This window comes from Nocardia sp. GTS18, assembly GCF_013839555.1.
GTDB lineage: Bacteria > Actinomycetota > Actinomycetes > Mycobacteriales > Mycobacteriaceae > Nocardia > Nocardia rosealba.
In genome coordinates this window covers 504,951-528,867 of the sequence record NZ_JACBIU010000001.1, presented here as the reverse complement: position 1 = coordinate 528,867, position 23,917 = coordinate 504,951, and the positions used below count along the sequence as shown (strand labels likewise).

General features: G+C 68.3%; 24 protein-coding genes. 11 read left to right on the top strand and 13 right to left on the bottom strand.

Annotation, left to right across the window (positions count from 1 at the left end; translation table 11 throughout):
* Nucleotides 1-178: 178 nt before the first annotated feature.
* The 3 genes from HYG95_RS02540 to HYG95_RS02530 all read right to left on the bottom strand — a co-directional run bounded on the left by HYG95_RS02540 (nt 179) and on the right by HYG95_RS02530 (nt 2,859).
* On the bottom strand, nt 179-1,840 hold the full coding sequence (locus HYG95_RS02540) for an FAD-binding protein (protein WP_181696362.1): 1,662 nt from the start codon (nt 1,838-1,840) through the stop codon (nt 179-181).
* Between the two features lie 11 nt (nt 1,841-1,851).
* A complete protein-coding gene (locus tag HYG95_RS02535) occupies nt 1,852-2,223 on the bottom strand; it encodes a nuclear transport factor 2 family protein (protein ID WP_181696361.1) in 372 nt (123 codons plus the stop codon).
* A 93-nt stretch (nt 2,224-2,316) separates the two neighbouring features.
* The gene (locus tag HYG95_RS02530; RefSeq protein ID WP_255494930.1) at nt 2,317-2,859 is read right to left on the bottom strand and encodes a TetR/AcrR family transcriptional regulator; all 543 of its coding nucleotides are present in this window, start codon (nt 2,857-2,859) and stop codon (nt 2,317-2,319) included.
* Nucleotides 2,860-2,989: 130 nt separating this feature from the next.
* Between HYG95_RS02530 and HYG95_RS02525 the strand changes: the two genes are divergently transcribed.
* The gene (locus HYG95_RS02525; RefSeq protein ID WP_356982063.1) at nt 2,990-3,997 is read left to right on the top strand and encodes a saccharopine dehydrogenase; all 1,008 of its coding nucleotides are present in this window, start codon (nt 2,990-2,992) and stop codon (nt 3,995-3,997) included.
* On the opposite strand, the gene HYG95_RS02520 is transcribed toward HYG95_RS02525, so the two are convergent.
* Nucleotides 3,994-5,529: an FAD-binding protein gene (locus HYG95_RS02520; RefSeq protein WP_356982064.1), complete on the bottom strand. Its 1,536-nt coding sequence runs from the start codon at nt 5,527-5,529 to the stop codon at nt 3,994-3,996. The two genes, HYG95_RS02525 and HYG95_RS02520, sit on opposite strands and share 4 nt — an antisense overlap.
* A gap of 195 nt (nt 5,530-5,724) precedes the next feature.
* Between HYG95_RS02520 and HYG95_RS02515 the strand changes: the two genes are divergently transcribed.
* Complete coding sequence (locus HYG95_RS02515; RefSeq protein WP_370465651.1) at nt 5,725-7,350, top strand: flavin-containing monooxygenase; 1,626 nt, start codon at nt 5,725-5,727, stop codon at nt 7,348-7,350.
* Nucleotides 7,351-7,399: 49 nt separating this feature from the next.
* Here the strand turns inward: HYG95_RS02515 and HYG95_RS02510 are convergent, their stop codons facing one another.
* Nucleotides 7,400-7,906, bottom strand: coding sequence for a flavin reductase family protein (locus HYG95_RS02510; RefSeq protein WP_181696357.1), 507 nt, complete (start codon nt 7,904-7,906; stop codon nt 7,400-7,402).
* A 168-nt stretch (nt 7,907-8,074) separates the two neighbouring features.
* Between HYG95_RS02510 and HYG95_RS02505 the strand changes: the two genes are divergently transcribed.
* The gene (locus tag HYG95_RS02505; RefSeq protein WP_243749795.1) at nt 8,075-8,701 is read left to right on the top strand and encodes a PadR family transcriptional regulator; all 627 of its coding nucleotides are present in this window, start codon (nt 8,075-8,077) and stop codon (nt 8,699-8,701) included.
* Nucleotides 8,702-8,723: 22 nt separating this feature from the next.
* Here HYG95_RS02505 and HYG95_RS02500 read toward each other — a convergent pair whose 3' ends face one another.
* On the bottom strand, nt 8,724-9,686 hold the full coding sequence (locus HYG95_RS02500) for an alpha/beta hydrolase (protein WP_370465650.1): 963 nt from the start codon (nt 9,684-9,686) through the stop codon (nt 8,724-8,726).
* A gap of 145 nt (nt 9,687-9,831) precedes the next feature.
* Between HYG95_RS02500 and HYG95_RS02495 the strand changes: the two genes are divergently transcribed.
* Both HYG95_RS02495 and HYG95_RS02490 read left to right on the top strand, forming a co-directional pair.
* Entirely contained in the window at nt 9,832-10,179 is a 348-nt protein-coding gene (locus HYG95_RS02495) for a hypothetical protein (protein ID WP_181696356.1), read from the top strand.
* Nucleotides 10,172-10,795, top strand: coding sequence for a Dabb family protein (locus HYG95_RS02490; protein ID WP_181696355.1), 624 nt, complete (start codon nt 10,172-10,174; stop codon nt 10,793-10,795). The genes HYG95_RS02495 and HYG95_RS02490 overlap by 8 nt, the downstream gene beginning before the upstream one ends.
* 146 nt (nt 10,796-10,941) lie before the next feature.
* On the opposite strand, the gene HYG95_RS02485 is transcribed toward HYG95_RS02490, so the two are convergent.
* The 4 genes from HYG95_RS02485 to HYG95_RS02470 form a co-directional block, all read right to left on the bottom strand.
* Nucleotides 10,942-11,796 (bottom strand): IclR family transcriptional regulator, encoded by an 855-nt coding sequence (locus HYG95_RS02485; RefSeq protein ID WP_181696354.1) that lies wholly within the window; start codon nt 11,794-11,796, stop codon nt 10,942-10,944.
* Between the two features lie 177 nt (nt 11,797-11,973).
* Nucleotides 11,974-12,879, bottom strand: a complete 906-nt coding sequence (gene bphC / locus HYG95_RS02480; protein ID WP_181696353.1) for a biphenyl-2,3-diol 1,2-dioxygenase — start codon at nt 12,877-12,879, stop codon at nt 11,974-11,976.
* Nucleotides 12,880-12,905: 26 nt separating this feature from the next.
* A complete protein-coding gene (locus tag HYG95_RS02475) occupies nt 12,906-14,084 on the bottom strand; it encodes an acyl-CoA dehydrogenase family protein (protein ID WP_181696352.1) in 1,179 nt (392 codons plus the stop codon).
* 31 nt (nt 14,085-14,115) lie between these two features.
* On the bottom strand, nt 14,116-15,303 hold the full coding sequence (locus tag HYG95_RS02470; RefSeq protein WP_067492168.1) for a Rieske 2Fe-2S domain-containing protein: 1,188 nt from the start codon (nt 15,301-15,303) through the stop codon (nt 14,116-14,118).
* A 187-nt stretch (nt 15,304-15,490) separates the two neighbouring features.
* Between HYG95_RS02470 and HYG95_RS02465 the strand changes: the two genes are divergently transcribed.
* From HYG95_RS02465 to map, 3 genes are all read left to right on the top strand, one after another.
* Nucleotides 15,491-16,096: a hypothetical protein gene (locus HYG95_RS02465; protein WP_181696351.1), complete on the top strand. Its 606-nt coding sequence runs from the start codon at nt 15,491-15,493 to the stop codon at nt 16,094-16,096.
* A gap of 95 nt (nt 16,097-16,191) precedes the next feature.
* Nucleotides 16,192-17,001: a mycofactocin-coupled SDR family oxidoreductase gene (locus HYG95_RS02460; protein WP_181696350.1), complete on the top strand. Its 810-nt coding sequence runs from the start codon at nt 16,192-16,194 to the stop codon at nt 16,999-17,001.
* Between the two features lie 60 nt (nt 17,002-17,061).
* Complete coding sequence (gene map, locus HYG95_RS02455) at nt 17,062-17,829, top strand: type I methionyl aminopeptidase (protein WP_181696349.1); 768 nt, start codon at nt 17,062-17,064, stop codon at nt 17,827-17,829.
* 197 nt (nt 17,830-18,026) lie between these two features.
* On the opposite strand, the gene HYG95_RS02450 is transcribed toward map, so the two are convergent.
* Together HYG95_RS02450 and HYG95_RS02445 are read right to left on the bottom strand one after the other, a co-directional pair.
* Nucleotides 18,027-18,821: a 2-phosphosulfolactate phosphatase gene (locus tag HYG95_RS02450; RefSeq protein ID WP_181696348.1), complete on the bottom strand. Its 795-nt coding sequence runs from the start codon at nt 18,819-18,821 to the stop codon at nt 18,027-18,029.
* 216 nt (nt 18,822-19,037) lie between these two features.
* Nucleotides 19,038-19,757, bottom strand: a complete 720-nt coding sequence (locus HYG95_RS02445) for a glyoxalase (protein ID WP_181696347.1) — start codon at nt 19,755-19,757, stop codon at nt 19,038-19,040.
* Between the two features lie 67 nt (nt 19,758-19,824).
* On the opposite strand from HYG95_RS02445, the gene HYG95_RS02440 reads away from it, so the two are divergent.
* Together HYG95_RS02440 and HYG95_RS02435 are read left to right on the top strand one after the other, a co-directional pair.
* The gene (locus tag HYG95_RS02440; protein ID WP_181696346.1) at nt 19,825-20,205 is read left to right on the top strand and encodes a PPOX class F420-dependent oxidoreductase; all 381 of its coding nucleotides are present in this window, start codon (nt 19,825-19,827) and stop codon (nt 20,203-20,205) included.
* Between the two features lie 62 nt (nt 20,206-20,267).
* Nucleotides 20,268-21,557 (top strand): acetyl-CoA C-acyltransferase, encoded by a 1,290-nt coding sequence (locus HYG95_RS02435; RefSeq protein ID WP_181696345.1) that lies wholly within the window; start codon nt 20,268-20,270, stop codon nt 21,555-21,557.
* A gap of 373 nt (nt 21,558-21,930) precedes the next feature.
* Here the strand turns inward: HYG95_RS02435 and HYG95_RS02430 are convergent, their stop codons facing one another.
* Nucleotides 21,931-22,638 (bottom strand): MerR family DNA-binding transcriptional regulator, encoded by a 708-nt coding sequence (locus HYG95_RS02430; RefSeq protein WP_181696344.1) that lies wholly within the window; start codon nt 22,636-22,638, stop codon nt 21,931-21,933.
* Nucleotides 22,639-22,718: 80 nt separating this feature from the next.
* Between HYG95_RS02430 and HYG95_RS02425 the strand changes: the two genes are divergently transcribed.
* Nucleotides 22,719-23,876 (top strand): erythromycin esterase family protein, encoded by a 1,158-nt coding sequence (locus HYG95_RS02425; RefSeq protein ID WP_181696343.1) that lies wholly within the window; start codon nt 22,719-22,721, stop codon nt 23,874-23,876.
* Nucleotides 23,877-23,917: the final 41 nt, after the last annotated feature.

The window sequence follows — 23,917 nt, the reverse complement described above, 5'->3', positions numbered from 1 at the left end:
GGCAGGTCGGGATCCAGCTGCTCGGCTCGCCGAGGGCCGCCCGGCGGGCGAACTCCGGGCAGGCGGACTCGGCGTCGTCGAGCCACTGCACGCTGGTGTGACTCGGGCTGAACTTCTCGGCGAGCACCCGGTTTCCGCAGGTGGTGCACTGGATGGGTTGCATGATCGGACCCCGGGGTCAGCGCGCGGTCGCGGCGTGGTCGGCGGCGACGTACCCGAACACCATGGCCGGACCGATGGTCGCGCCCGCGCCCGCGTAGTCGTTGCCCATCACCGCAGCGGAGGTGTTGCCCGCCGCGTAGAGCCCGTCGATGACGGAACCGTCGGCGCGCAGCACCTGGGCGTTCTCGTTGTAGACCAGCCCGCCTTTGGTGCCGAGATCACCGATGCGAATCCGCAGCGCGTAGTACGGGCCTCGGTCGAGCGGGTCGAGGGTCGGCTGGGGCAGGGTCGGGTCGCCGTAGTAGTTGTCGTACGCGCTGTCACCGCGCCCGAAGTCGTCGTCGTGGCCGTTGCGGGCGAACCCGTTGAACCGCTCGACGGACTCGCGCAAGCCGAGTGCGGGCACACCGATGGCCGCCGCCAGCTCGTCGACCGTCGCGCCGGTGCGCAGAAGACCGCTCTCGAGCCAGGACGCCGGGAACTTCTGGCCCGGCACGACGCCGCCGATCGGGTAGCGGCTCTTGGCTTTCGCATCGAAGATCAGCCAGGCCGGGTCGTGCGATCCGGCCAGCTGGGCATGCACGAAGGTGACATAGGGCGCGGCCTCGTTGGTGAAGCGGGCGCCCGAGCTGTCGACGATGATCGAGCACGGGATCGACCGCTCCGACACCAGCACCTGGTTCACACCCTCCGGGCGCTGGAACGACGGCATCCACCAGGCGTCGTCCATCAGATCCACTGCGGCGCCGACCTTTTCACCGGCCACGATGCCGTCGCCGGTGTTGTCCGCCGAGGCCGCGCTGAAATTGTCGCGGCCGCCGTCGGGCAGGTACTGCTTGCGCATGGCCTGGTTGTGCTCGAACCCGCCGGTGGCCAGCAGGACACCGGCGCGGGCGCGGATGCGGATCTCGCGGCCGCCGCGCTCGGCGATCACGCCGATCACCGCGCCGGTGTCGTCGGTGATCAGCGACCGCAGCGGGGTGTTCAGCCACAACGGCACCCCCGCGTCCCGCAGGGCAAGACGCAGCCTGGCGATGAGAGCGCGGCCGAGTGTGTCCATGTGCCTGCGCAACACGATGGCCTTGATCGCGCGCAACCCGGTGAGCAGCGCGGTCCAGCGCGCCTTCCAGGTGCGGGTCACCATATTGAGCTGGACGAAGTCCTTGGAGGTGATGAACAGACCCGGTGGGGTGGCGAGGGCGGCCGGGCGCAGCAGATCCTCGTCGGGGCCGAGCTGTTTGAGATCGACGGGCAGCGGTTCGATCGACCGACCGGCCGGGCGGCCACCCGGCGCCTCGGGGTGGTAGTCGGAATAGCCTGTGCACCATTGGAATCGCAGGTGCGGGCTGGTCTCGAGGAACTCCAGCATGCGCGGGCCCTCGTCGATGAAACGGTCGAGATTGGCGGTCGGCACCCGGTCGCCGACCACCGCGTCGAGATAGGCGCGCACGTCGGCGCGATCGTCACGCAGACCCTCCCGCAGCAGGGTCGGATTGTTCGGTACCCAGATGCCGCCACCCGAAAGAGCCGTGCTGCCGCCGTAGTGGGCGGCCTTCTCGATGACGAGCGTGTCGAGGCCGCGGTCGGCCGCGGCGAGTGCGCCCGTGAGCCCACCCGCACCGCTGCCGACGACGAGGAAGCCGACCTCGTGGTCCCACTGTTGCTGGTTCGCAGTCATTCTCGGGCTCCTCAGCTCACTACCATGTCGTCCTGCGACCAGAACGCCCGCATGCTGGTGATGCGCCCGTCCTCGTCGAAGGTCATCACATCGATCGGCTCGAGCGTGAACGTCTGCTCGCCGAAGCGGGTGACCACCCGGAAGTTGAACGCGGCGCTGTTGCCCGCGACCCGGATGCTCAGCAGTTCCGTCGACGTGTCAAGGGACTCGATGGCGGCGTAGAACTCGGTGATCGCGGCGTGACCGACTCGCACCTCGCTGCCGACCGGGTCCTCCACGGTGGCGTCCTCGCGGTAGAGCGCGACGACGTCGGCGGCCGTCCCGGCGCCGACGGTCTCCACATACCGCCGCACCGTGTCTCGAATGTGGTCCGCTGATGTCATCGTGTCGCTCCTGGAGATGGGTGATGGAGTGGTCGATGAACGCAATCACGGCCGGTGGGTGGGTGGGCGGCTGCTTCCCGGCCAGCGGGAGATCTAGGTCGCGACGCTCGTCGTGATGCTGCCGACGATCAGATCGGCGAGGGCTCCGATCGCGGCGTCGAGGGAGCAGCGCCGCGCGTTCAGCTCCTCGGCGATCGTTTCGGCCGCGCCGAGAATGCCGACGCACCGCAGTCGAAGAGCGTCGGCCGCGAGGTCGCTGTGCGGGATCAATGCGTCCGTCATCAACGTGAGGTAGGCATCGAGCAGGTCCCGCTGGATCGCCTCCATGTCCCGATTCCCTTTGAGCGCGGCGGAGACCGCGCTGAATTCGGGCATATCGGTGGCGCACGTGAAATACGCGCCGCTCAGCACGCGCGCGATCTCGACCGGGGTGGGGGCGGCGCTCGCCAGTGCCGTGGCGGTCGCGGTCCGATGGCGTTCGTCGAGCCGTCGATACAGCTCGAGCAGCAGTCCGGGACGGGTGCCGAAGTGGTCGTACACGATCGGTCTGCTCACCCCGGCGGCCTCGGCGAGGCTGAGCAGAGTCAGTGCGTCGGCGCCCTCGGCGCGCACGATCGCCAGCGCGGTCTCGATCAACTGTTCGTGCCTTGCGGGTCTGGACAGGCGCGTCGGCGTGGTCGGCAATCTTCCTCCCTTGCGTAGTCGCCCCAGTTTAGCTACAAAGTGTAAGTTACAAAATGTAGCTTGACTGGACGAAGGAGAAGACGTGACGCGACAGGCGACATCGGTACTGATCATGGGCGGCTCGGGGCAGGCGGGCGCGGGGACGGCGGCGCTGCTGCGCCGGTGGTATCCGGAACTCGAGCTCACGATCGCGGGCCGGGACATCGAACGCGCGCGACGAGTCGCCGAGAGCCTCGGTGGCGCGAACGCGGTCACCATCGACATCACTCGCGCCGACCTCGGTCTGCCCGCCGACGCCGCGTATTCCGCGGTGGTGGCGGCACTGTGGGACGCCCATCTGCACGGGCTCGGCTTCGCCGCGCGCCACGGCGTGCCCTATCTGAGCCTGTCCAGCGGTCTGCTCGACATCGCTCCCGAGGTCGTCGCGGGTGGTGGGCGGGCCGCGGCGCCGGTCCTGCTGGCGAGTCACTATCTCGGCGGGATCGTCGTGCTCGCCACCCTGGCGGTCGCGGCGGAGTTCGAGCGGGTCGAACGGATCGGAATCGCCGCGGCGCTGGACGATTCCGATACCGGGGGACCGGCGGGCATCGCGGACATGGAGCGCTGGTCGGCAGTCACCACCGCGGGACTGATCCGCCGCGACGGCGTGTTCACCTGGGTGAGCGGCGACGACGCCCGAGCCGACGTACGGGTCGGTGACGGGGTGGTGCTCGCCGGGCAGAGCGTTCCGATCCTGGACGTGCCGAGTCTCGCGCTGGCCACGGGCGCGCCGAACGTCCGGTTCGACCTGGCGGTCGGCGAGTCCGCGGGCCGGCGGCGCGGCGCGGGCGCTTCCCTCGAGGTCGTCGTCGACGTCGAGGGAAGCGACTTCTCGGGCGCGGCTCGGCGAGTGCGTCGCACACTCGTGCATCCGGGCGGACAGCGTCCGCTGACCGCGCTCGGGATCGCGCTCGGGGTCGAACGGTTGCTCGGGCTCCGCGGTGCTGCCGTGCCACCGGGCATCCACATGCCCGAGGCGCTGATCGACCCCGCCTACGCCCTCGAACGGATAGCGCACAGTGGCGCCACCTTCGAGGAGACCGGGGCCTAACTGCCCAGCATGTCCAGGACGGCGAGGTGGCTGAACAGCATCGACGCACCGATCGGGTTGCCGCCGCCGGGGTACACCTCGCCGCTCACCGCGGCCATGGTGTTGCCCGCGGCGTACAGGCCGGGGATCGGTTGCCCGTCGCGGTCGAGGACGCGCGCGGCGCTGTCGGTGCGCAGGCCGCCCTTGGTGCCGAGATCGGAGATGCCGAAGGCGGCCGCGTGGAACGGGCCCTTGTCGATGCGAACCAGCGGTGGTTCGCCGTTGGAGAAGGCGCGGTCGTACGCCTCGTCGCCGCGCCCGAAGTCCGGGTCGACGCCGGTGGCGACCATGCTGTTGAACCGTTCGACGGTGGCCTCGAGCTTGTCGGCAGGCACTCCGATCTTCGCGGCCAGTTCGGCCAGCGTTTCGGCGGTGTGCCACAGGCCGGCGGCGACGTATTTCTCGGTCTCGACCATGGACACATTGGTGGCCTTGATCGGCGGCACCTCGCCTTCGGAGTCGTCGTAGATCATCCAGAACGGCAACGTCATCTCGCCTGCCTCGAGCCGTCGGATCACCTCGCGGCCGAGCCGGTCGTAGGGGGCGGACTCGTTGACGAACCGTTCGCCGTTCCGGTCGACGAAGATGCCGCCGGTGAACCACAGCGCGAACGCCGAACGCCCGTCGGGATGGGTCAGGCCGGGTGACCACCAGGCCTGGTCCATCAGGTCGGTGTCGGCGCCTGCGGCGATCCCCGCCTGGTGGGCCAGTCCCTGATTTCCCCAGGGCCCCATGGTGTCCCGGGCCTGGCCGGGCACACCGTACTGCTCGCGCAACTGCTGGTTCTGTTCGAAACCGCCTGCCGCGAGCACCACGCCCCGGCGAGCGCGGATGGCGTGGCGCTGCCCGTCGCGTTCGATGATCGCACCGGTCACCACCCCGTCCTCGACCACCAGCTCGACCAACGGCGCGGACAGGTGCAACGTGACGTTGGGATAACCCGACAGCGCCCGCAGGAACCGCCCGATCAGCGCCTGCCCGCCGATCAGCAGGTCGGGCAGCGGTGCCCCGAGCCGGTCGGTGTCGAGCGGACCGCGCAGGGATTCCCGCAGATCGCCCAGCTCGGCGGCGGGCAACGGTGTCGGCATGATGTGGCGCTGACCGTCGAGCCGCGCCTTGGGCGCCTTGCCGAAATAGTCGGGCCAGGGCAGCATCTGGAACGCGAAATGCTCGTCGGATTCCAGGTATTCGATGAGGTCGCGACCGCGCCGCACATAGGTCTGCTGCAGGTCCTCGGGCGTGCGGTCACCGACGACGGCACGGTAGTAGGTGAGCGCGTCGTCGAGGGTGTCGTCGGTGCCCGCCCGCTCGAGGACGGGGTTGCAGGGGTACCAGACGCCGCCACCACCGGAATACGCTGTCGTGCCGCCGAACTTGTCGGTCGCCTCGACCACCGCGACGGTGAGCCCCTCGCGGGCCGCGGTGTACGCACCCGCGAGGCCACCGCCGGAGCCCGCGACCAGCACGTCCACCTCGTCGTTCCAGTCCACCACTGTTCCTCCTGATACCGCCTCGACTTGCCCCGACCGTATGCCCGCACCCGCCGGTGTGACGCGGGTCATCCCGATCACCGGGAGGCGACAACGATCCGGCGAACGTGCCGGTCAGCGGGAAGGCCACCTGCTCGGATGCCGATCGGATCCCTAGCGTCGCGGCGGAGAACCGGTCTCCATCGAAAGGCAGGCACAGTGAAGACCCCATCGTCACCAGGGAAGGGTCCGGCCGAGGTCGACGTGGTCGTCGTCGGCGCGGGCATCGCCGGGCTCTACGCCCTGCACAAGTTCCGCGAACAAGGACTCACCGTGCGGGTGTTCGAGGCCGCCGACGGCGTGGGCGGCGTCTGGTACTGGAACCGCTATCCGGGTGCCCGCTGCGATGTCGAGAGCGTCGACTACTCGTACTCCTTCGACGAGGACCTGCAGCAGGAATGGAACTGGAGCGAGAAATACGCCACCCAGCCCGAGATCCTGGCCTACCTCGAACACGTCGCCGACCGCTTCGACCTGCGCCGCGACATCGAATTCGGCACGCGCGTCACCGATATCGTGCTCGACGAGCCTGCCCTGCGCTGGCAGGTCGGCAACGACACCGGGCGCGCGGTGTCGGCCCGGTTCGTGGTGCTGGCCACCGGCCCGCTGTCGAACGCCAACACCCCGGCCATCCCGGGCCTGGACACCTTCGCGGGTCGGGTACTGCACACTTCGCACTGGCCGCACGACGGTGTCGATCTGGCCGGGCAGCGGGTGGGTGTGATCGGCACGGGTTCGTCCGGGATCCAGACGATTCCGTGCCTGGCCGAGGAGGTCGCTCGCCTGCACGTCTTCCAGCGCACGCCCAATTACAGTGTCCCGGCGGGCAATACGCCGATCACCGAGGAACAGCGGCAGGCGCAGAAGGCGAACTACGCCGAGCGCAGGCGGCTGTCGATGGCCAGTGGCGGCGGCTCACCGCACCAGCCGCACCCGAAGCTCGCGGTCGAGGCGACCGACGAGGAACGCCGCGAGGCGTATCAGCGCCGGTGGGAGCTGGGTGGGGTGCTGTTCTCCAAGACCTTCGCCGATCAGCTCCTGACCCGCGAGGCCAACGACACCGCGCGGCTGTTCTGGGAGGAGAAGGTGCGCGCGGTGATCGACGACCCGCGCGTGGCCGACATCCTGATCCCGCGCGATCACCCGATCGGCACCAAGCGGATCTGCACCGACACGAACTACTACCAGACCTTCAACCGCGACAATGTCGACCTCGTCGACCTGCGCGCCACCCCGATCACCGGCATCGATGCCGACGGTGTGCACACGACCGAGACGCACTACCGTCTCGACACCCTCGTGCTCGCCACCGGATTCGATGCGATGACCGGGTCGGTCTCGCGGATGAACATCGTCGGCCGCGGCGGTGTCACCCTCAACGAGACCTGGGCGGAAGGCCCGAAAACCTATCTGGGCCTGGGTATCTCAGGGTTCCCGAATCTGTTCAATCTCACCGGTCCGGGCAGTCCGTCGGTGCTGGCGAACATGGTGCTGCACTCGGAACTGCACGTCGACTGGGTGGCCGAGGCGATCCGGTTCCTCGACGACCAGGGCGCGGTGGCGCTGGAAGCCCGGCCCGACGCGGTCGAGGCGTGGGTGCGGGAATGCGCCGACCGGGCAGCGGGAACGCTGATGCTCGAGGCGAATTCGTGGTACCTGGGCGCCAATATCGAGGGCAAGCCGAGGGTGTTCATGCCGTTCGTCGGTGGGTTCGGCGTCTACGGGCAGATCATCGCCGAGGTGGCGGCCGCGGGCTACAAGGGTTTCGACGTGCTCGAGGCGTGATCCACGGGCAACGGGGTGGTCGTCTTCGGACGACCACCCCGTCGCCGTGTCAGCCGGCGAAACCGCCGAAACCACCCCGGTAGTACAGCAGCGGTCGCGCGCCCTCGGTGGCCCGCAGACAACTGATCCGGGCCAGCACAACGGTGTGGTCGCCCGCGTCGTGCTCGAGCTCCACCGACGCCTCGATATGGGCGAGCGCCCCGTGCAGGGCGGGCGCGCCGTTGCCCGCCGGACTCCACTCCACACCGGCGAACTTGTCGCCGCCGCTCACCGCGAACCGGCCGCACACCGCCCGCTGATCCTCGGCCAGGATGTTGATGCACAGCGTTCCCGTGCGGCGCAGCAGTGGCCAGCTCGTCGAACTCTTGGCCGGACAGAACGACACATACGGCGGATTCAGCGACACCGACACCACCGACTGGCAGGTGAAACCGATCGGCCGGGTGCCGTCGTGCGCGGCGATCACCGCCACCCCGGTGGCGAAATGCCCGAGCACCGCGCGCAGCTCGGCCGGGCTGGGAACACCTGCGTCGACGACGACATTGTCTGCATTCATACCCCCAGAATCGGTGGCGGGCGGTGCGGCTCTCAAGATGTCCTCCCGGTGAGCGGTTGCCGACACAGCCGAGGTGACCGGGCCGGTTGCTACCATGCACCGGTGCCGAACACCGACCCCGACCCCGGCGTGCCCAACCTGCCGCCGACCAGTTGGGCGGTCCTGGCGATGCTCTCCTTCGAAGAGGAGATCTCCGGCTACGACCTGAAGAAGTGGGCCGACTGGAGCCTGCGCTACTTCTACTGGACCCCGTCCTACAGCCAGATCTACGCGGAACTGAAGAAGCTCGAACAGCACGGTTTCGCCTCCTCCCGGCTCGACAGCGACAACGCCATGCGCGGGCGCAGGCTGTACCAGATCACCGACGCGGGCCGTGCCGCCGTCACCACCTGGTGGAACGAGGCGCCCGTCGATCCCTCGGTCCTCAAACACCATGTGCTGCTGCGCGTGATGTTCGGCCACCTCGGCTCACCCGAGCGGCTCAAGCAGATTCTGCGCGACCACATCGCCGACGTCGACCAGCTCGAGCAGCGCGCCGCCGTCGACGCCGAAGCCGCCAAATCCGAACCGGGCTGGGCCTATTCGCAGATCGTGCTGCAGTGGGCCCAGCGCCACTACGCCGCCGAACGCGAACTCGCCCAGCAGTTGATCGACGAGATCGACCAGGCCGCGACGATCCTGGCAGGCGCCGAACACGACGACCGCGCCGAGTACCCGCATCCCACGCCCGGACGCTGGCGTGAGATCGAGCAGCGTGTGCAGGCGGCGGGCGGGCACCCGGACGCGCCCGAGTAGGCGTCGCCGAGGAGTCTGGGGTTCAGCCGAGACCGAGGGTTTCGCGGATCATCGCCCAGATCTCGGTGCGCGCCGACTGGGTCGCGGCCAGGGACGGGATGGTCAGGAAGCCGTGGAACAGGCCGTCGTAGCGGCGGTGATGCACCGGCACGCCGTCGGCTTTCAGGCGTGCGGCGTAGGCGTCGCCTGCCGAGCACGGTGGGTCGAGTTCGGCGGTCACCACGACGGCGGGGGCTACGCCCGCGAGGGTTTCGGCGCGGGTGGGGACCAGGCGCACGTCGTCGGTGCCGTGCGGTGCGTACTGCTGCCAGTACCAGCGCATCGCCCGGGTGGTGTTGTAGTGGCCGGTGCCGAAGCGGCGGTAGGACTCGGTGTCGAAGTCGTCGTCGATCACGGGGTAGAGCAGGATCTGCGCGGCCACCGGCGGGCCGTTCCCGTCACGCACCGCGAGCGCGACCGTGGCGGAGAGGTTGCCGCCCGCGCTGTCACCCGCCAGCGCGATGCGGGCGGGGTCGCCGCCGTATGTAGCGATGTGTTCGGCTGCCCACCGGACTGTGGCGAGCATGTCGTCGTGGGCGGCGGGCCCGGGATGTTCCGGGGCGAGGCGGTAGTCGACCGCGACGACCACCGCTCCGACACCCACTGCCATGGAGCGGCAGAACTCGTCGTGACTGTCGAGATCGCAGAAGACGAAACCGCCGCCGTGTGCGAACACGATCACCGGCCGGGGCGGCCCGTCGTCGTGGGGCCGGTACACCCGCACCGTCAACGCACCGCCCGGTCCGTCGACGACCACGTCGCGGACCGAGGGAAGATCGGGAAGCCGCTGTGGCGCACCACGTCTCGCGAAGATTGCGGCCCGCGCGTCGGCGGCCGACATCGCGGCCACATCGGGAAATCCCGCGTCCAGGGCCGCCAGCATCGCCGCCACCTCGGGATCCGGCACGGCACCCGGCCCCGTGGTCGGGTAGTCACGGATTGTCACTGAACCTCCTGTGAATGTGCCGACACGGTCGGTCAGCGCGTCGTGCGCCTCACCGTAGGGCGGGATCCCGGTGCACCGGACCGGGTTCTCCCGCTGGGCGGAAACAACCCGCCGACCTGCCGCGACGGCTGCCTATCGTCGGCGGATGGACACCACGAACGTCTATGTCATCGACACCGTCGTCACGAGACCCGGCCGGGCGAAGGAGTTCGTCGACACCTATCTGAGCGGGTATGCGCCGGGTGCCCGGGCCCGCGGCATGACACTGGAGCGGCTGGTTGTGAGCCCGCCCGTCTGGTTCCCGGACGAGTCCAACACGGTGACCGCCACCTGGGTCCTCGACGGTGCGGCGGGCTGGTGGGCGATGACCTGGCAAGGGCGCCTCGACGAATCCGTGCGGCACTGGTGGGACGACGTCGATCATCTCGTCCTCGAACGCACCAGGACCACCGGCGCCGCACCCGCCGACATCGAGAGGCTCGGCAATGTTTGACGTCATCCGGCTCATTCATCTGGCCCCTACGGCCGACGCCGATCGAGTGCTCGCGGACCTGCGGGCCGGCGCGCTCGCATCACCGGCCCGCCGAGTCCTCGTCCAGCCGACTCTGCACGGTGTGCGCAACGGCGGGGACATCCTGGTGCACCTGCGCTTCGACGACGCCTCGGCATGGGAAACCGTTGCACCACAGTGGGACCCGATGGTCGACGGTGTCGTCCACATGGACGGCGCCGAGTACGTGGCAGGCACCGCCGGCGCCGCCGAACCACCTGCAGGGTCGGTGTATCGCGTTCTCCTGCTTCGTGTCTCGCCGGAAACCCCGCCCGCGACCGTCGACCGGTTCGAAGCCGATCTGCTCCGCATGCCGCACTACATCTCGACCATCCGGTCCTGGCGGCTGAGCCGGACCACGCGCGCGATCGGATCCGCGTCGTGGACTCATGTCTGGGAACAGCAGTTCACCGACCTCGACGGGCTGGACGGCGCGTATCTCATGCACCCCGTCCACTGGGCCCATGTGGACCGCTGGTTCGATCCCGAACATCCGGAAGTCATTGTGCGCGAACGTATCTGCCACAGCTTCTGCGTCAACGAGCCGGTGCGCGGGTAACACACCGTCGACGTCGGCCGGGGCGGGTGCTGATCGCTACCTACCCCAGCCGACGCGACCGCCACCCGCACCGGAAGCGGAGTGACGGCATATGCGCGCTCGCGAACCGGACGCACCGTGGGGGAGCGACGGCCGCAGTACCTCGATCAGGCGTAGTCGCGTGCTCGCTGGCCGGCCGGCGCAAGGGGGCGTGGGCCGATATTCAACGGGCGGGGGTGCTGTTGCAGGGTCGGGCGCACTCGTACCCGACCGTCGTCGACATGGCGCCAGATGTTGAGCGCTGTGGTGCGTACCGGGGCGCTCAGCCGGTGGTCGAACAGCATCCGATCCACGGGGCCGCACACCGAGACCGCCGCCACGGCGGCCTGGCCGAGGTCGCCGATCGGTGCGGCGATACAGCCGAAACCGGGCAGTGATTCCTCGCGTTCCACGGCGACGCCGTGCGCCCGCACTTTAGCCAGTTCCGCGTCGAGTTGGGCCCTGGAGTTGATCGAGTAGCGGGTCCGCGAGCCCTGGGCGGTGAGGATTTCCGCGAGGCGGCGCTCGTCGGCCGAGGCGAGGATCGCCTTGCCGACCGCCGTACAGTGCGCGGGCCGCCGGCCGCCGACGCGGGTGGGCACGGCCGCGGCCAAGTCGCCGCCGATCTTGTCCAGATACACCACGTCGGCGCCGTCGAGGACCGCCAAGTGCACGACGAATCCGGTGGCGCGGTGCAGTTCGTGCAGGAAGGGCATGGCGGCGCGATGCAGCCGATCCTGGTGCACCGCGAGCGAACCCAGCTCCATCAGCCGGATGCCGAGCTCGTAGTCACGGCCTTCGCGGCGTAGCCAACGCAACTGCACCAATCGCTCCAGCATGCGGTGTGCCGAGGACCGGGGTAGACCGGTACGGCGCACGATCTGGGCGAGGGTGAGCCTGCCCGGCCCGTCGAAGGCGTCGAGCAGCAGGGACGCGCGATCGAGAATCGCGCTCGGGGTGGTGGCCTCGGCCTGGATGACCATGAGCTCTCCATTCGGATCAACGAGCTGATGCCTAGCGCATATTTCGATTAGGCATATGCCTATTTATACCACTTCCTGTGGTAGCTGTCACAGGAATACGGGGCATCGCATAGCGAAAACACGAAAACCCCCGGCCCGAGCGAGGCTCGGACCGGGGGCCGGTCGGTGTGTGCCGGGTTACATCGCCGCGAGCGGCTCGCTGCCGGACCAGTCGTGGCCCCAGTAGCTGTCGGCGGTGATCTCCTCGGCGGTGTAGTACCGCTCGTCCACCCGCATGCCCTCGGTGCCGAACTCGATGTCCCAGCCGCCGGGCGCGCGGACGTAGAACGACACCATCTTGTCGTTGGTGTGCCTGCCGAGCGTCGAGGACACCGAGAAGCCGTCCTTGCTCACCCGGTCCAGGGCCTGGCCGACCGCGTCGAGGCTGTCTACCTCGACCATGATGTGGATCAGGCCCGGCGCCCCGCCGTGCGGCGCGGGGCACAGTGCCAGGCTGTGATGGCGTTCGTTGACGCCGAGGAACCGGATCCGCACCGGCCCGTACTCCGGCGGCGCGGGGATGCGGAAGGCGCCGCGCGGCAGGAAGCCGAGCACCTCGGTGTAGAACTCGAACGCGCCGCCCAGGTCCATCGTCGGCAGCACCACGTGGCCCAAACCCTGTGCGCCCGTGACGAATTTCGCGCCGAAGGGCGTGACCACGGGGCTGTGGTCGAGCAGCGCGCCGTGGAACACCTCGAGTGTGGCGCCGGTGGGGTCCTCGAAAGTGATGGCCTCCTCGACCCGCCGTGCGTCGGCCTCCTCGACCGACAGCGGCTTCACCGCGATGCCGGCCGCCGTGACCGCCTCCTGCACCCGAACCAGTGCGGCGTGGTCGCGCACCTCCCAGCCGATGGTCACCACCGCGTCGGACTCACCGGGCACCACCACCATCCGGGCGGCGCGCTCGTCCATCCGCAGATACAGCGCGTCCTCGTCGGGGCCGCTGCCCTGGGCGAAACCGAGGACCTCGAAGGCGAACTTGCGCCAGCGGTCCATGTCGGCGGTCTGGATCTTCACATAGCCGAGGCTCTTGATGTCTGTCATCGACGTTGTCCTTCTTCGGTATTCGCTCAGATCATCGAGCGCAGGTTCGGGGCGGGGTCGATGCCGAGCGAACTCAGCGCCGAGGCGTGGTAGACCGTGCTCGGCACGTGGATGGCGTGGTTGAGGCCGGCGTGCGCGTCGCGCCAGAAGCGCTGCAGGGGCTTGTCCATGCGCAGCGCGTTGCCGCCGGATCGGGCGAAGATCTGGTCCACGGCCATCACCGCCCGCCACGCCGCACGCACCTGGGTGCGTCTGCCCGCCGCGCGATCGGCGAAGCCGACCTCCTTCCCGGCGTCGACCAGGTCCCACACGCGATCCACGTTGGCCAGCAGCTCCTGGCGCGCGGCATTGATATCGGCCGCCGCCTCGCCGATCGCGAACAACACATACGGGTCGTCCTTGACGGCGGTGCCCTGGGCGCCGACCCGTTCGCGCTGGTAGTCCAGGTGCGCGGCGAGCGCGCCCTCGGCGATGCCGACCACCGCGGCGCTGATGCCGAGCGGGAACATCGTCGACCACGGCATCTTGTAGAGCGTGTCGGTGACGCCGTACTCGCGCTGCGCGGTCCCGTCGATCACGTGATCGCCGTTCATCACCCGGTAGGACGGCACGAAGGCGTCCTTGACGATGATGTCCTTGGATCCGGTGCCCTTGAGCCCCACGACATTCCAGGAGTCCTCGACGATGGTGTAGTCGGCGCGCGGCAGGATCATGTGCAGCATCGTCGGCGGCATCGCCATCTTGCCCTCGGCGTCACCGAGCATGGCGCCCAGGAAGATCCAGTCGCAGTGATCGGTGCCGGAGCTGAACTGCCAGCGGCCGTTGAAGATGTAGCCGCCCTCCACCGGGCGCGCGATGCCGGTCGGCGCGTACGGCGAGGCCATCCAGGTGTCACTGTCGGAGCCCCACACCTCCTCCTGCACCTTCGGATCGGCGAAGGCCAGCTGCCACGGGTGCACGCCGACGATGCCGCAGATCCAGCCGGTGGCCGGGTCGAGCGAGGCGGCGGCCATCACCGTCTCGGCGAACTCGCGGGGGTGGGCCTCGAACCCGCCGTACTTCTTGGGCTGCAGCAACCGGATCGGGCCGGCCGCCTTCAGCATCTTCGCGGTCGCGTCGGGCAGCTGACCGAGGCGTTCGGCCTCGGGGCTCTGCTCACGCAGGCGGTCGGCGATCGCCATGATGTTGTCGAGCACGTTGGTCATGGGTGGTGCTTTCTCTGAAGGTGGATGCGGATCAGGCGGTGGTGTCGACGACCCGGCCGCGGGCGATGTTGTCGGCCACCTCGGCCTCCCAGCTGGTGACGGCCCGCTCGGTGTCGATCTCGAATTCGAAGCGCTTGGTCATGTCCTCGGTGACCTCGTCGACATCGACGTAGAACTGCTTGTACCAACGGCGCAGCTGGTAGACCGGCCCGTCCTCCTCCGAGAGGAGCGGGTTGTCGATGGGGGCCTTGTTCTTCCAGATCTCGACGTCCTGCTCGAAGCCGACCTCCACACCGCGCGCGAACTGCGCGGCCATCGCCTCGGCGTCGGCATCGGACATGCCCTGCGGCTTCTTCACCATCGCGCCGTACTGCAGCACGAAGGAGTTCTCGCTGACCGGGTAGTGGCAGTTGATGAGGACCGTCTCGATCGTCATGCCGTTGGCCTCGCTCCACAGCCAATCGATCATGTAGGAGGGGCCGAAATACGAAGCGTCCGAACGCAACGTCGAGTTCGGATCGTCGTAACTGGTGCCGACCTCGATGTCGTGGCGCGGCGTCGAGCGCATGTACTGGGTGGCGACGTGACCCTCGAAGACGTTCTTGAAATAGCGCGGGAACGCGTAGTGCACGTAGAAGAAATGCGCCATGTCGACGACGTTGTCGACGATCTCACGACAGTGTGAGCCTTCGATGAGCATCGAGTTCCACGTCCAGTCGGTCCATTCCGGGCTGCCGTAGCCCTCGATCTCGGGAATGGTCACCGCGTCGGTGGGCTTGCTGCCCTGCGGGTCGTGCCAGATGTAGAGCTGGCCGTTGCGTTCCAGCGTCGGCCAGGATCGGGTCTTGGCCAGCGGGGGAACCCGGCGCGCGTACGGGATCGCCGTGCACTTGCCGTTGCCGCCCCAGCGCCAATCGTGGAACGGGCAGGCGATCGAGTCGCCCTTGATGGTGCCGTGGGCGAGGTTGCCGCCCATGTGCCTGCAGAAACCGTCGAGCACGTGCAGGGCGCCGTCGGTCTCGGACTGGAACACCACCAGGGTGGTGCCGAAAGCCTTGACCTCGTGGGGCACACCGTCGCGGAACGACGAGAGCAGGCCGAGGCAGTGCCAGCCGCGGGCGAAGCGGGTGGGTGCGGCAGCGGCCTCGATCTCCCGGAATTCGGGTGTGGCGGACTGGGTTCGGCCGTTCGGCGGGTTCTCCGGCATCGAAACCTCCATGTTCGGGCGGAGTGGGGATGAGCTGCGCCGATGGTGTGCCCGTCGGGGGTCGGCGGTGATGGGGTCGTCCCGGTCAGTGGACATGTTTTCCCGCCCGCGTCGCGATGTCCCGATCAGCGGGAGAGGAACCGGTCACAACACCGGTGGCCACCTAGCGTGGCGGCCGAGCAGGACGAGAGGAGTGATCGTGAGCGTGCACGCAGGTAGGGCGGTGGCCGTCGATCTGGACACCGAGGACATCCGGTTGTTCGCGGCCCGGGCGCTCTCGCGCGATCCGGCCTACCGGCTCGCCGAACGGCCCGTGGTCCCGCCGACGTTCCTGCCCGCGGGTGGGCGCGTCACCGGTGGCCGGACCGAGACCGACCACCGGTTCTTCGGGCCGCCACCGCGCGCCGGTGATCGGCTGACCGCCGTCCGCGCGATCGACCGGCACGACCCGGACGGCTCCGAATCGCTCGTCCAGTACTTCGACCGCACCGGCGGGCTCGTCGCCGAGTCGTGGGCGTCGGTCACCGGATCCGTTGCCGCCGAGGACAACACACCGCACTCGGCCGAACTGCTCGCCACCTACGCCACCGACTGGCTCGGCGCCGAGAACATCCGCCGCTTCCGCACCCGCGTGCTACGCGCCCTGCCGCCGGGCGACACCGTGACCTGCTCGGGTCACATCACCCAGCACTACATCCAGGACGGTGAGCCGCGCGTCGATGTCACCCTCGCCGGTGTCGATGCCGCGGGGGAGATCGTCGTCCGGGCGTGGGCGAGCTTCGCCCACGATCCTGCCGCCGTGTAGGGCCCGACGCCGCCGGAAATCCGGTTTCGTACCGCACGGCCCGTTCCGTGGTGGTGAAGTGTTCATGAAGGACGACGAGGTTCGGAGGTAGGAACGTGGCACGACGGTTCGAGGACAAGGTGGTCTTCGTGACGGGCGCGGCGCGCGGACAGGGCAGGGCCGAGGCGGTGCGCTTCGCCGAGGAAGGCGCCGATGTGATCGCCGTCGACGCCTGCGCGGAATTCGGCAGCACCGGATACGCGGGGGCGACGGAAGACGACCTGGCCGAGACGGTGAAGCTCGTCGAGGCCGCGGGTGGCCGGATCGTCGCGAGCAAGGTCGATGTGCGCGATTTCGACGCGCTCTCGGCCGCGCTGGCCGCGGGTATCGAGCAGCTCGGCAGGCTCGACGTGGTGGTCGCCAACGCGGGCATCTGCTCGGCGGCGTTGTCGTGGGAGATCACGCCCGAACAGTGGCGCGAGACCATCGATGTGAACCTGACCGGTGTGTGGCATACCGCGAAAGCGGCTGTGCCACACCTGATCGCGCAGGGCAGCGGTGGTGCGATGGTGTTCACCAGTTCGGTGGCCGGACTCAAGGGCATGCCGTTCGTCGGCCACTACGTCGCCAGCAAGCACGCCATCACCGGCCTGGCCAAGACCATGGCCAACGAGCTCGGTGGGTACGGCATCCGGGTGAACACCGTGCACCCGGCGGGGGTGGCGACCGGGATGCAGATGGGCGAGATGGGCCCGCTGCTCGAGGAGTACGCGAGCACCCTCGGGCCCATCTTCATGAACGCGCTGCCCAGCTACATCTGTCAGCCGGAGGAGATAGCCGCAGCGGTGGTGTGGCTGTGTTCGGACGAGGCGGGTCAGGTGACCGGCGCGCAGATCCCGGTCGACATGGGCAACCTCAACCGCTGAGCTTGGTATTTTTATACCGGCACGGCTAGTGTCGGTATAAAAATACCGAGTGGAGGCGTGATGGTGGAGTTGAAGACTCCCGAGGAGATCGAACGAATGCGGGTGACCGGCCGGTTCGTCGCGGACGTACTGGCCGGCGTGCGCGAACGAGCGCTGGTGGGGGTGAACCTGCTCGAGCTGGAAGCCTATGTGCGCGAACGGATTCGCGAGCGCGGCGCGGTGTCGTGCTACTGGGACTACTCGCCGTCGTTCGGGCGTGGACCGTTCCGCAATACGGTGTGTTTGGCTGTCAACGATGCTGTCCTGCACGGGCTTCCGCATGATTACGTGCTGCGCGACGGTGATCTGCTCACCGCCGACCTGGCCGTCACCATCGACGGCTGGAGCGCGGACTCGGCGATCTCGTTCACCGTCGGCACCGGCTCGGCCGACGATCAGCGGCTGGTGCGGGCCACCGAGGAGGCGCTGGCCGCCGGGATCGCCGCCGCGCAACCCGGTAACCGGCTGGGCGATATCTCGGCCGCGATCGCGAATGTCGCACGCGGATACGGGTATCCGATCAATACCGAATACGGCGGGCATGGCATCGGGCGGACCATGCACGAAGATCCGCACGTGGCCAACAACGGACGGGCCGGGCGCGGATTCCTGCTGCGGCCGGGGCTCACCATCGCCATCGAACCCTGGTTCGCGGCGGGCACCGACAAGGTCTACACCGACGCCGACGGGTGGACCATCCGCTCGGCCGATGGATCACGCTGTGCCCACAGCGAGCACACGATCGCCGTGACCGCCGACGGGCCGAGCGTGCTGACCTCGCGAAACTAATCTCTTCTCGAGCGGTATCACCGCCGCCGCCCACGGCGCTCCCGTGACGGGTCCGTCGCTCTACGGCGCCGTCACCTACACCGTGGCTCTGGCCTCGGACGGGTCGGAGGCGACGTCAGTGCCATTCCGGGGTTGCCTCGTCGTGTGGTGATCGGCTCGAATCACTAGATTCGGGGCGGTGGGTCGGCGGCAGCGACTCATCGCCCACCGGTCGCCGGGGAGGGCGGCTCACGGCTGTGATCGGTGAACGCGCCGTCGGCGAGGACCGGAACGACGGTGTCCGCATTGATCTGCGCCGCGATGTCGACATCGTCTGCGAAGCCGCCCGATCGAAGTTCCCGGCCCGACGCACACTCGTCGAGTTCCGTGCCGATGTTCGTCACCGACAGGAAAGCATGTGCGGCGGAGCGGGCTTCGGGCGAGGGTCGACCACAACCTCGGTCGATCAGCGCGGCCACGAGGGCTCCGGCGCCGAGCAGGTCCTCGACAGCGGGCCGAAGTGTGGCGTCGTCCGGCCACCGTTCACCGGCGGGAACGATCGCGATCGGCTGCTGGGGCGTGCCCCACCGCCGCTCGGTGATCCACGTGGCGACCGCATCGGCATTGCGCAGACAGGCCGCGACGACGGGCGGACCCACCACAGCCGAGGCGATGGTCGAACCGTTGGGGGAGGGCAGGACCAGGCGCTCGGCGAACGGTGCGCGGCGGATCGCCGCCGGAGACAGCGACCACGGATGGGTGGCGTCGACAGCACGTCGTCCGACGGCGAGTTCGGCACCGTGCCGCGCCGCGAACACCTGCGCGGAATCGTCACGCCAGCGATAGGGGTAGACCGCAGTACCCGCCGAGACGGCGACAGACACCGCCGTACTGAAGGACAACACATCGACCACCACCACGCAGGCCGCACCCGCACCGATCACTGCCGCCCCCGTCGGCCCCCAGTCGAGTCGAATCCCGAACTCATCCTGCCGGGCCCACCTCGGGCTCATCGTTCCGCTCCGATCTCCGCATCGAAACGGATAGTCCGGTCAGTCTTTTCGTCTGTACGGTGACACGAAACCAGTCGGAACCCATGTCGGACAGTCTTCTGTTCACCGCGAGGGAAAGGTCTTGCAGTGGTGTTTGACGCGGCTACGGACGGGTCGACCCTGCGATTCGCAGAGCGTAGCGATTTTTCAGGTCGCAGCCATCGCGACCTGGGGCGGTCACTCGGTCATTGAGAGCCAGGCGTTGAGCTGGTCCGGTGCGGCGGCGTCGGTCGCCAGCGAGGCGCGTTCCTCGGAGGTGAGGTTCAGGGTGTTCAGTTCGGATTTCCAGTGATTGAGGCGGTCGGAATCGCCTGCGGCGACGGCCAGTTCGGCCAGGGCGGCGTAGGCGCGGGCCAGGTCTGTCGCGGAAGCGGTGGCGCCGAAACGGCGTAGACCGGTTTCCAGGGCTCGGGTGGCGGCGCGGTCGTCGTTCTTGAAATCGCGGAAGATGCGGGCATTGTCGAGAACTCTCGGTAGACCCTCGAGTTCGCGGGAACCGCCGTATTCGAGGGACTCCGGTTCGTCGCGCTGGATCACCAGCAGCGTGTTGCCGACCGGATCGACCAGCGTGAATCGCGACTGCCCCGGCCGGAAACGGGTGATCCGCGGGCAACCCTTCACCGGGATCTTGCCGTACGCGGTGCGCAGTGCGGCGGTGAACTTCGCGTGCCGGTCGGCGACGTCGTCGACCAGCAGCAGCGCCGCAACGTGTTCGAGCGGCAGCTCGACCCCGCCCGGAGCCGGCGAGAAATGCAACGCAGTCCCGTGACCCTCGACCACCCCGTACGCATACGGCCGGGTCTGCTCATGGGTCACCGTCCACCCCAGCGTTCGATAGAACGCCAACGTGGCCCCGAGATCACCACTCCACAACATCGGCACTGCGGCATCGCTCATGAATCCGAGCCTACGAACCTTTCCGGCGCCCCGCCCGTACCAGTTTTCGCACCGCTAGGCTCAGGGGATGACGAACCGCCTGGGCGAGGCCGCGACCGCGAACTATGTTCTGCTCACCACGTATCGTAAGGACGGCACACCCGTCGGTACCCCGGTGTGGGCCGTGTCGCGCGAGGACAAGCTGTATGTCTGGACGGTGACCGACAGCTGGAAGGTCAAGCGCATCCGCCGCAACGCCGAGGTGACCGTGCAGCCGTGCGATGCGCGCGGTAAGACGCACGGCGCGGTGGTGTCGGGCACCGCGCGCGTGCTCGACGGCGCCGAGACCGAGCAGGTGCGTTCGCTGCTGCGCCGCAAGTACCGGCTCACCGGCCCGCTGGTGATCTTCTTCAGCAACCTGCGGCGGGGCAAGGACGGCACCATCGGCCTCGAGATCACGCCCGCCTGACCGAAACGGTACCCAGTACCGCTGGTATCGGATACCGTGAGGGTTCAGACGAAAGGACCCCCATGGCCGAGAACCGCCGCCGCGCCGTCGTGATCGCGGGTGCCCGCACCCCGTTCGTCCGCGCGTTCACCGACCTGACCCGGCTCGACAGTATCGCCCTGGCCGGTGCGGCGGTGCGCGGTCTGCTCGCGCGCACCGGCATCGCGCCCGCCGAGATCCAGTCCATCGTGTGGGGCGGGGTGATCCTGCCGAGCCACGCGCCGAATATCGCGCGCGAGGTGGCCCTGGATCTGAACCTGGATTTCGGGTGCGAGGGATACACCGTGACGCGGGCGTGCGCGTCGGGTCTGCAGGCCGTCACCTCAGCGGCCGCGGCGATCGAACGCGGCGAATACGACATCATGATCGCGGGCGGCAGCGATTCCACCAGCAACGCCGAGATCAAGCTGCCGCAGAAAGTGGTGCACGCGGTCGCGCCGGTCGCCCTCGGCAAGCCGTCGGCCAAGGACTACCTCGACGTGGTGCGTCAGCTCGCGCCGTTCACCGACATCCTGCCGCGTCAGCCGAAGATCTCCGAGCGGACCACCGGTGAGGTGATGGGTGAGTCCGCCGAGAAGATGGCCAGGATCAACGGCATCTCCCGCGCCGACCAGGACGCTTTCGCCGCCCGCTCCCACCAGCGCGCCGCCGCCGCTATCGCCTCGGGCCGCTTCGATGACGAGGTCGTGCCGATCGAGACGCCGTCCGGCAAACGGATCGAGACCGACGGTCTGGTCCGGGCGAATACGAGCGTGGAGAAGCTTGCCGCGCTGAAGCCGGTGTTCGCCGAGAACGGCACCGTCACCGCAGGTAACGCGAGCCCGCTCACCGATGGTGCGTCGGCGGTGTTGTTGATGAGCGAGGAGAAGGCTCGGGCGCTGGGCCTCACGCCACTGGCCGCATTCCGGTCGTGGAGTTATGTGAGCGTCGACCCAGCGGACCAGGTGCTCATCGGGCCGGCGATCTCGATGCCGCGTGCGCTCGACAAGGCAGGTATGTCCCTGGGCGATATCGACCTCGTCGATATCCATGAAGCCTTCGCAGCGCAGACCCTTTCGGTGCTTCGTATGTTGGAGAGTACGGAGTGGGCCAAGAACCGGCTCGACCGCGACGAAGCGGTGGGGTCCGTCGATATCGACACCTTGAACGTGCACGGCGGCTCCATCTCGCTCGGGCATCCGTTCGGCGCCACCGGTGCCCGAATGGTGACGACTATGGCCAATGAGCTGGCTCGGAGCGGGAAAGAGACCGCGCTGTTGGGCATTTGCGCGGCAGGTGGGATCGGGGCCTCGGCGGTGCTCGAGAGGGTGTGAGGCGGGGACCACTCAAGTCCGCCATGACCGCCCTCCTAGCCCCGCACGACCCGACCTCGAGGAGGGTCCGCCGCGAAGCGGCGCAGCGGCCCGGCCGCGCGAACAGCGCTCGAAGCGCATGCGCGAAGCGCAAGTCTCGAGCGCTGTTCGCGTGGCCCCTCAGGGGCCGCGCTCGAGCGCGCCAGCGCTCCAAAAATACAGCCCAATACCCCCGTGGTGCACAAAACACCGAGGGCGTTCCACACCACCAGGAATCCGGCAGGCGGCACCACTCGAGCCGTCCAGTCGGGCCGAACCTGCAGTACGTGAAAGCCCCGACCTGTACCCGAGACCAACAGCTCACCAGTCACGAAAATTATTCCAAGGCAACCACTTACATGCCGAGCACACCCACGTACCCACGAAACACACCCCCCGCATCAAGCATCGCAAGCCCCTGCTCGGTCAGCTTGCCCTCCCATCCGCTCAAAGCAGCAGTCAGACCCTCGGTACTCCCTGCCCCACGGATCTGCGCAATGACGACCGCGATGTGCTCGAGCCGGTAACCACCGCGACGGAGAATCGCCGCCAGATGAGCGTCACGACGGTCGGTGGACGTGTACACCCGGTAGCCGGTGGCGGAATCGCGGACAGGCAAGAGGATGCCTGCCGCTTCCCAAGCTCGGAGCGTGGCAGGGGTGAGCCGCAGGTGCGCGGCGAGTTCGCCAATGGTGTACGCAGCCTCGGAATCCACTGTGGAGAAGGATGATTCGCTCGTGAGGTGGTCGACCGCGCGGCGGACAGAGGCGAGAGTTTCGCGGTCCTCGAGTAGACGAGCGTGGGCACGGTCGATCTCGGTGAGAGCCGTGTCGAGGCGGTCGTCGTGCAGCGCGCGCATGATGCGACTCGCGGTGGCATGGCCGAAGGCGGGGATCAGGGTGAGGTAGGTGCGCAGAGCGGCCGCGTGGAGCTCTGTGTAGACGCGGTAACCGGCGGGGGTGCGGTCGGCGGGTGGGAGACACCCGTCCTGTTCGTAGTTGCGCACCGCCTGGGTGGAGATGCCGTGCTCCTGGGCCAGATCCGACGGACGCAGCTTCCTCACAGTTTGAGACTTTACTCGGCTATTATCGAAGAAAGCCCGGCCAGATTTACACCGTTTCTTCAACGATACGATGTACTCATATGAATCAGAGAATCTGGAACACCATCCCGTCCACCTGCGAGCTCCTCGCATTCGGCGAACCCACGCACAAGGAACCGGGCTTCGCGGCCGTGCGCAACGAATTGTTCGGCGAACTGGTAGACGGAGGTTTCCGGTCCATCGCCCTGGAAACGGACCGAGCCGCCGCCCTCACCGTGGACGACTATGTGCGCCACGGCGTCGGCACCCTCGACGAGGTGATGAGGACCGGGTTCACACATGGCTTCGGCGCCTTCGACGCCAACCGGGAACTGGTGGCCCGCCTACACGCCCACAACGCCGAACTGCCGCCCGAGGACCGCGTGAGCATCCACGGTTTCGACGGCGCGATGGAAACCATGTACGCACCGAGTCCGCGCCCCTACCTCGAATATGCCTGCGACTACCTACAACTCGACCTCGACATCCGCGAGGTGGCAGGTGCGGACGACCGGTGGAACCGCACCGAGGCGATCATGGACCCGGCCGTCTCGGTGGGCGCGGGCACCGATGCCGCGCGCCTGCGCGTCATCGCCGACGACCTGCTCGTCCGCCTCCATGCCAAGGCACCGGAACGAATCGCCGCCACCTCGCTCGACGAATGGCACAGGGCCGCAGTCCATCTCACCACCGGACTCGGGCTGCTGCGCTACCACGCACGAGCCGCCGACCCTCTTCCCGACGACGAACGCTGGTCGGCGTTGTCCGCCACCCGCGACGCCCTGATGGCCGAGAACCTGCTCGATATCCGCACCGTCGAGAGTTCACGCGGCCCGACCCTGGTGTGCGCCCACAACCTGCACCTGCGCCGCACCTCGAGCATCATGCGAATGGGCCCGATGAATCTCACCTGGTCGGGCGCGGGCGCGATCGTCGCGGCACTGATGGGGCAGCGCTACCAGGCGATCCTCGGCAGCCTCGGGCGCAGCGCCGGCCTGGAACTCGGCGAACCCGACCCGGGCACGTACGAGGGCATACTCCAGAAGGCAACACCCACTTGGGGGTTGGTGGCCGCCGATACCCTCGGCACTGCGGAAATCCGGACGGATACGAAACCCGAACAGGGCTACTTCCCCTTGGATCCCGACACCATCGAGGGTGCGGACGTGATCCTGCACCTGGCGGAGGGAAGCGCCACCAGTCTCGCCGACTGGGGCTAGAGCCCACTGCCGGGTCGCGCGGTCGCGTAGGCGAACCCTGG

Bases quoted from the DNA above. Each gene is read 5' to 3' on its own strand.
- HYG95_RS02540 (WP_181696362.1), bottom strand. From the start codon at position 1,840: ATGACTGCGAACCAGCAACAGTGGGACCACGAGGTCGGCTTCCTCGTC.
- HYG95_RS02535 (WP_181696361.1), bottom strand. From the start codon at position 2,223: ATGACATCAGCGGACCACATTCGAGACACGGTGCGGCGGTATGTGGAG.
- HYG95_RS02510 (WP_181696357.1), bottom strand. From the start codon at position 7,906: ATGAATGCAGACAATGTCGTCGTCGACGCAGGTGTTCCCAGCCCGGCC.
- HYG95_RS02505 (WP_243749795.1), top strand. From the start codon at position 8,075: ATGCTCTCCTTCGAAGAGGAGATCTCCGGCTACGACCTGAAGAAGTGG.
- HYG95_RS02495 (WP_181696356.1), top strand. From the start codon at position 9,832: ATGGACACCACGAACGTCTATGTCATCGACACCGTCGTCACGAGACCC.
- HYG95_RS02490 (WP_181696355.1), top strand. From the start codon at position 10,172: ATGTTTGACGTCATCCGGCTCATTCATCTGGCCCCTACGGCCGACGCC.
- HYG95_RS02485 (WP_181696354.1), bottom strand. From the start codon at position 11,796: ATGGTCATCCAGGCCGAGGCCACCACCCCGAGCGCGATTCTCGATCGC.
- bphC (WP_181696353.1), bottom strand. From the start codon at position 12,879: ATGACAGACATCAAGAGCCTCGGCTATGTGAAGATCCAGACCGCCGAC.
- HYG95_RS02475 (WP_181696352.1), bottom strand. From the start codon at position 14,084: ATGACCAACGTGCTCGACAACATCATGGCGATCGCCGACCGCCTGCGT.
- HYG95_RS02470 (WP_067492168.1), bottom strand. From the start codon at position 15,303: ATGGAGGTTTCGATGCCGGAGAACCCGCCGAACGGCCGAACCCAGTCC.
- map (WP_181696349.1), top strand. From the start codon at position 17,062: ATGGTGGAGTTGAAGACTCCCGAGGAGATCGAACGAATGCGGGTGACC.
- HYG95_RS02450 (WP_181696348.1), bottom strand. From the start codon at position 18,821: ATGAGCCCGAGGTGGGCCCGGCAGGATGAGTTCGGGATTCGACTCGAC.
- HYG95_RS02445 (WP_181696347.1), bottom strand. From the start codon at position 19,757: ATGAGCGATGCCGCAGTGCCGATGTTGTGGAGTGGTGATCTCGGGGCC.
- HYG95_RS02440 (WP_181696346.1), top strand. From the start codon at position 19,825: ATGACGAACCGCCTGGGCGAGGCCGCGACCGCGAACTATGTTCTGCTC.
- HYG95_RS02435 (WP_181696345.1), top strand. From the start codon at position 20,268: ATGGCCGAGAACCGCCGCCGCGCCGTCGTGATCGCGGGTGCCCGCACC.
- HYG95_RS02425 (WP_181696343.1), top strand. From the start codon at position 22,719: ATGAATCAGAGAATCTGGAACACCATCCCGTCCACCTGCGAGCTCCTC.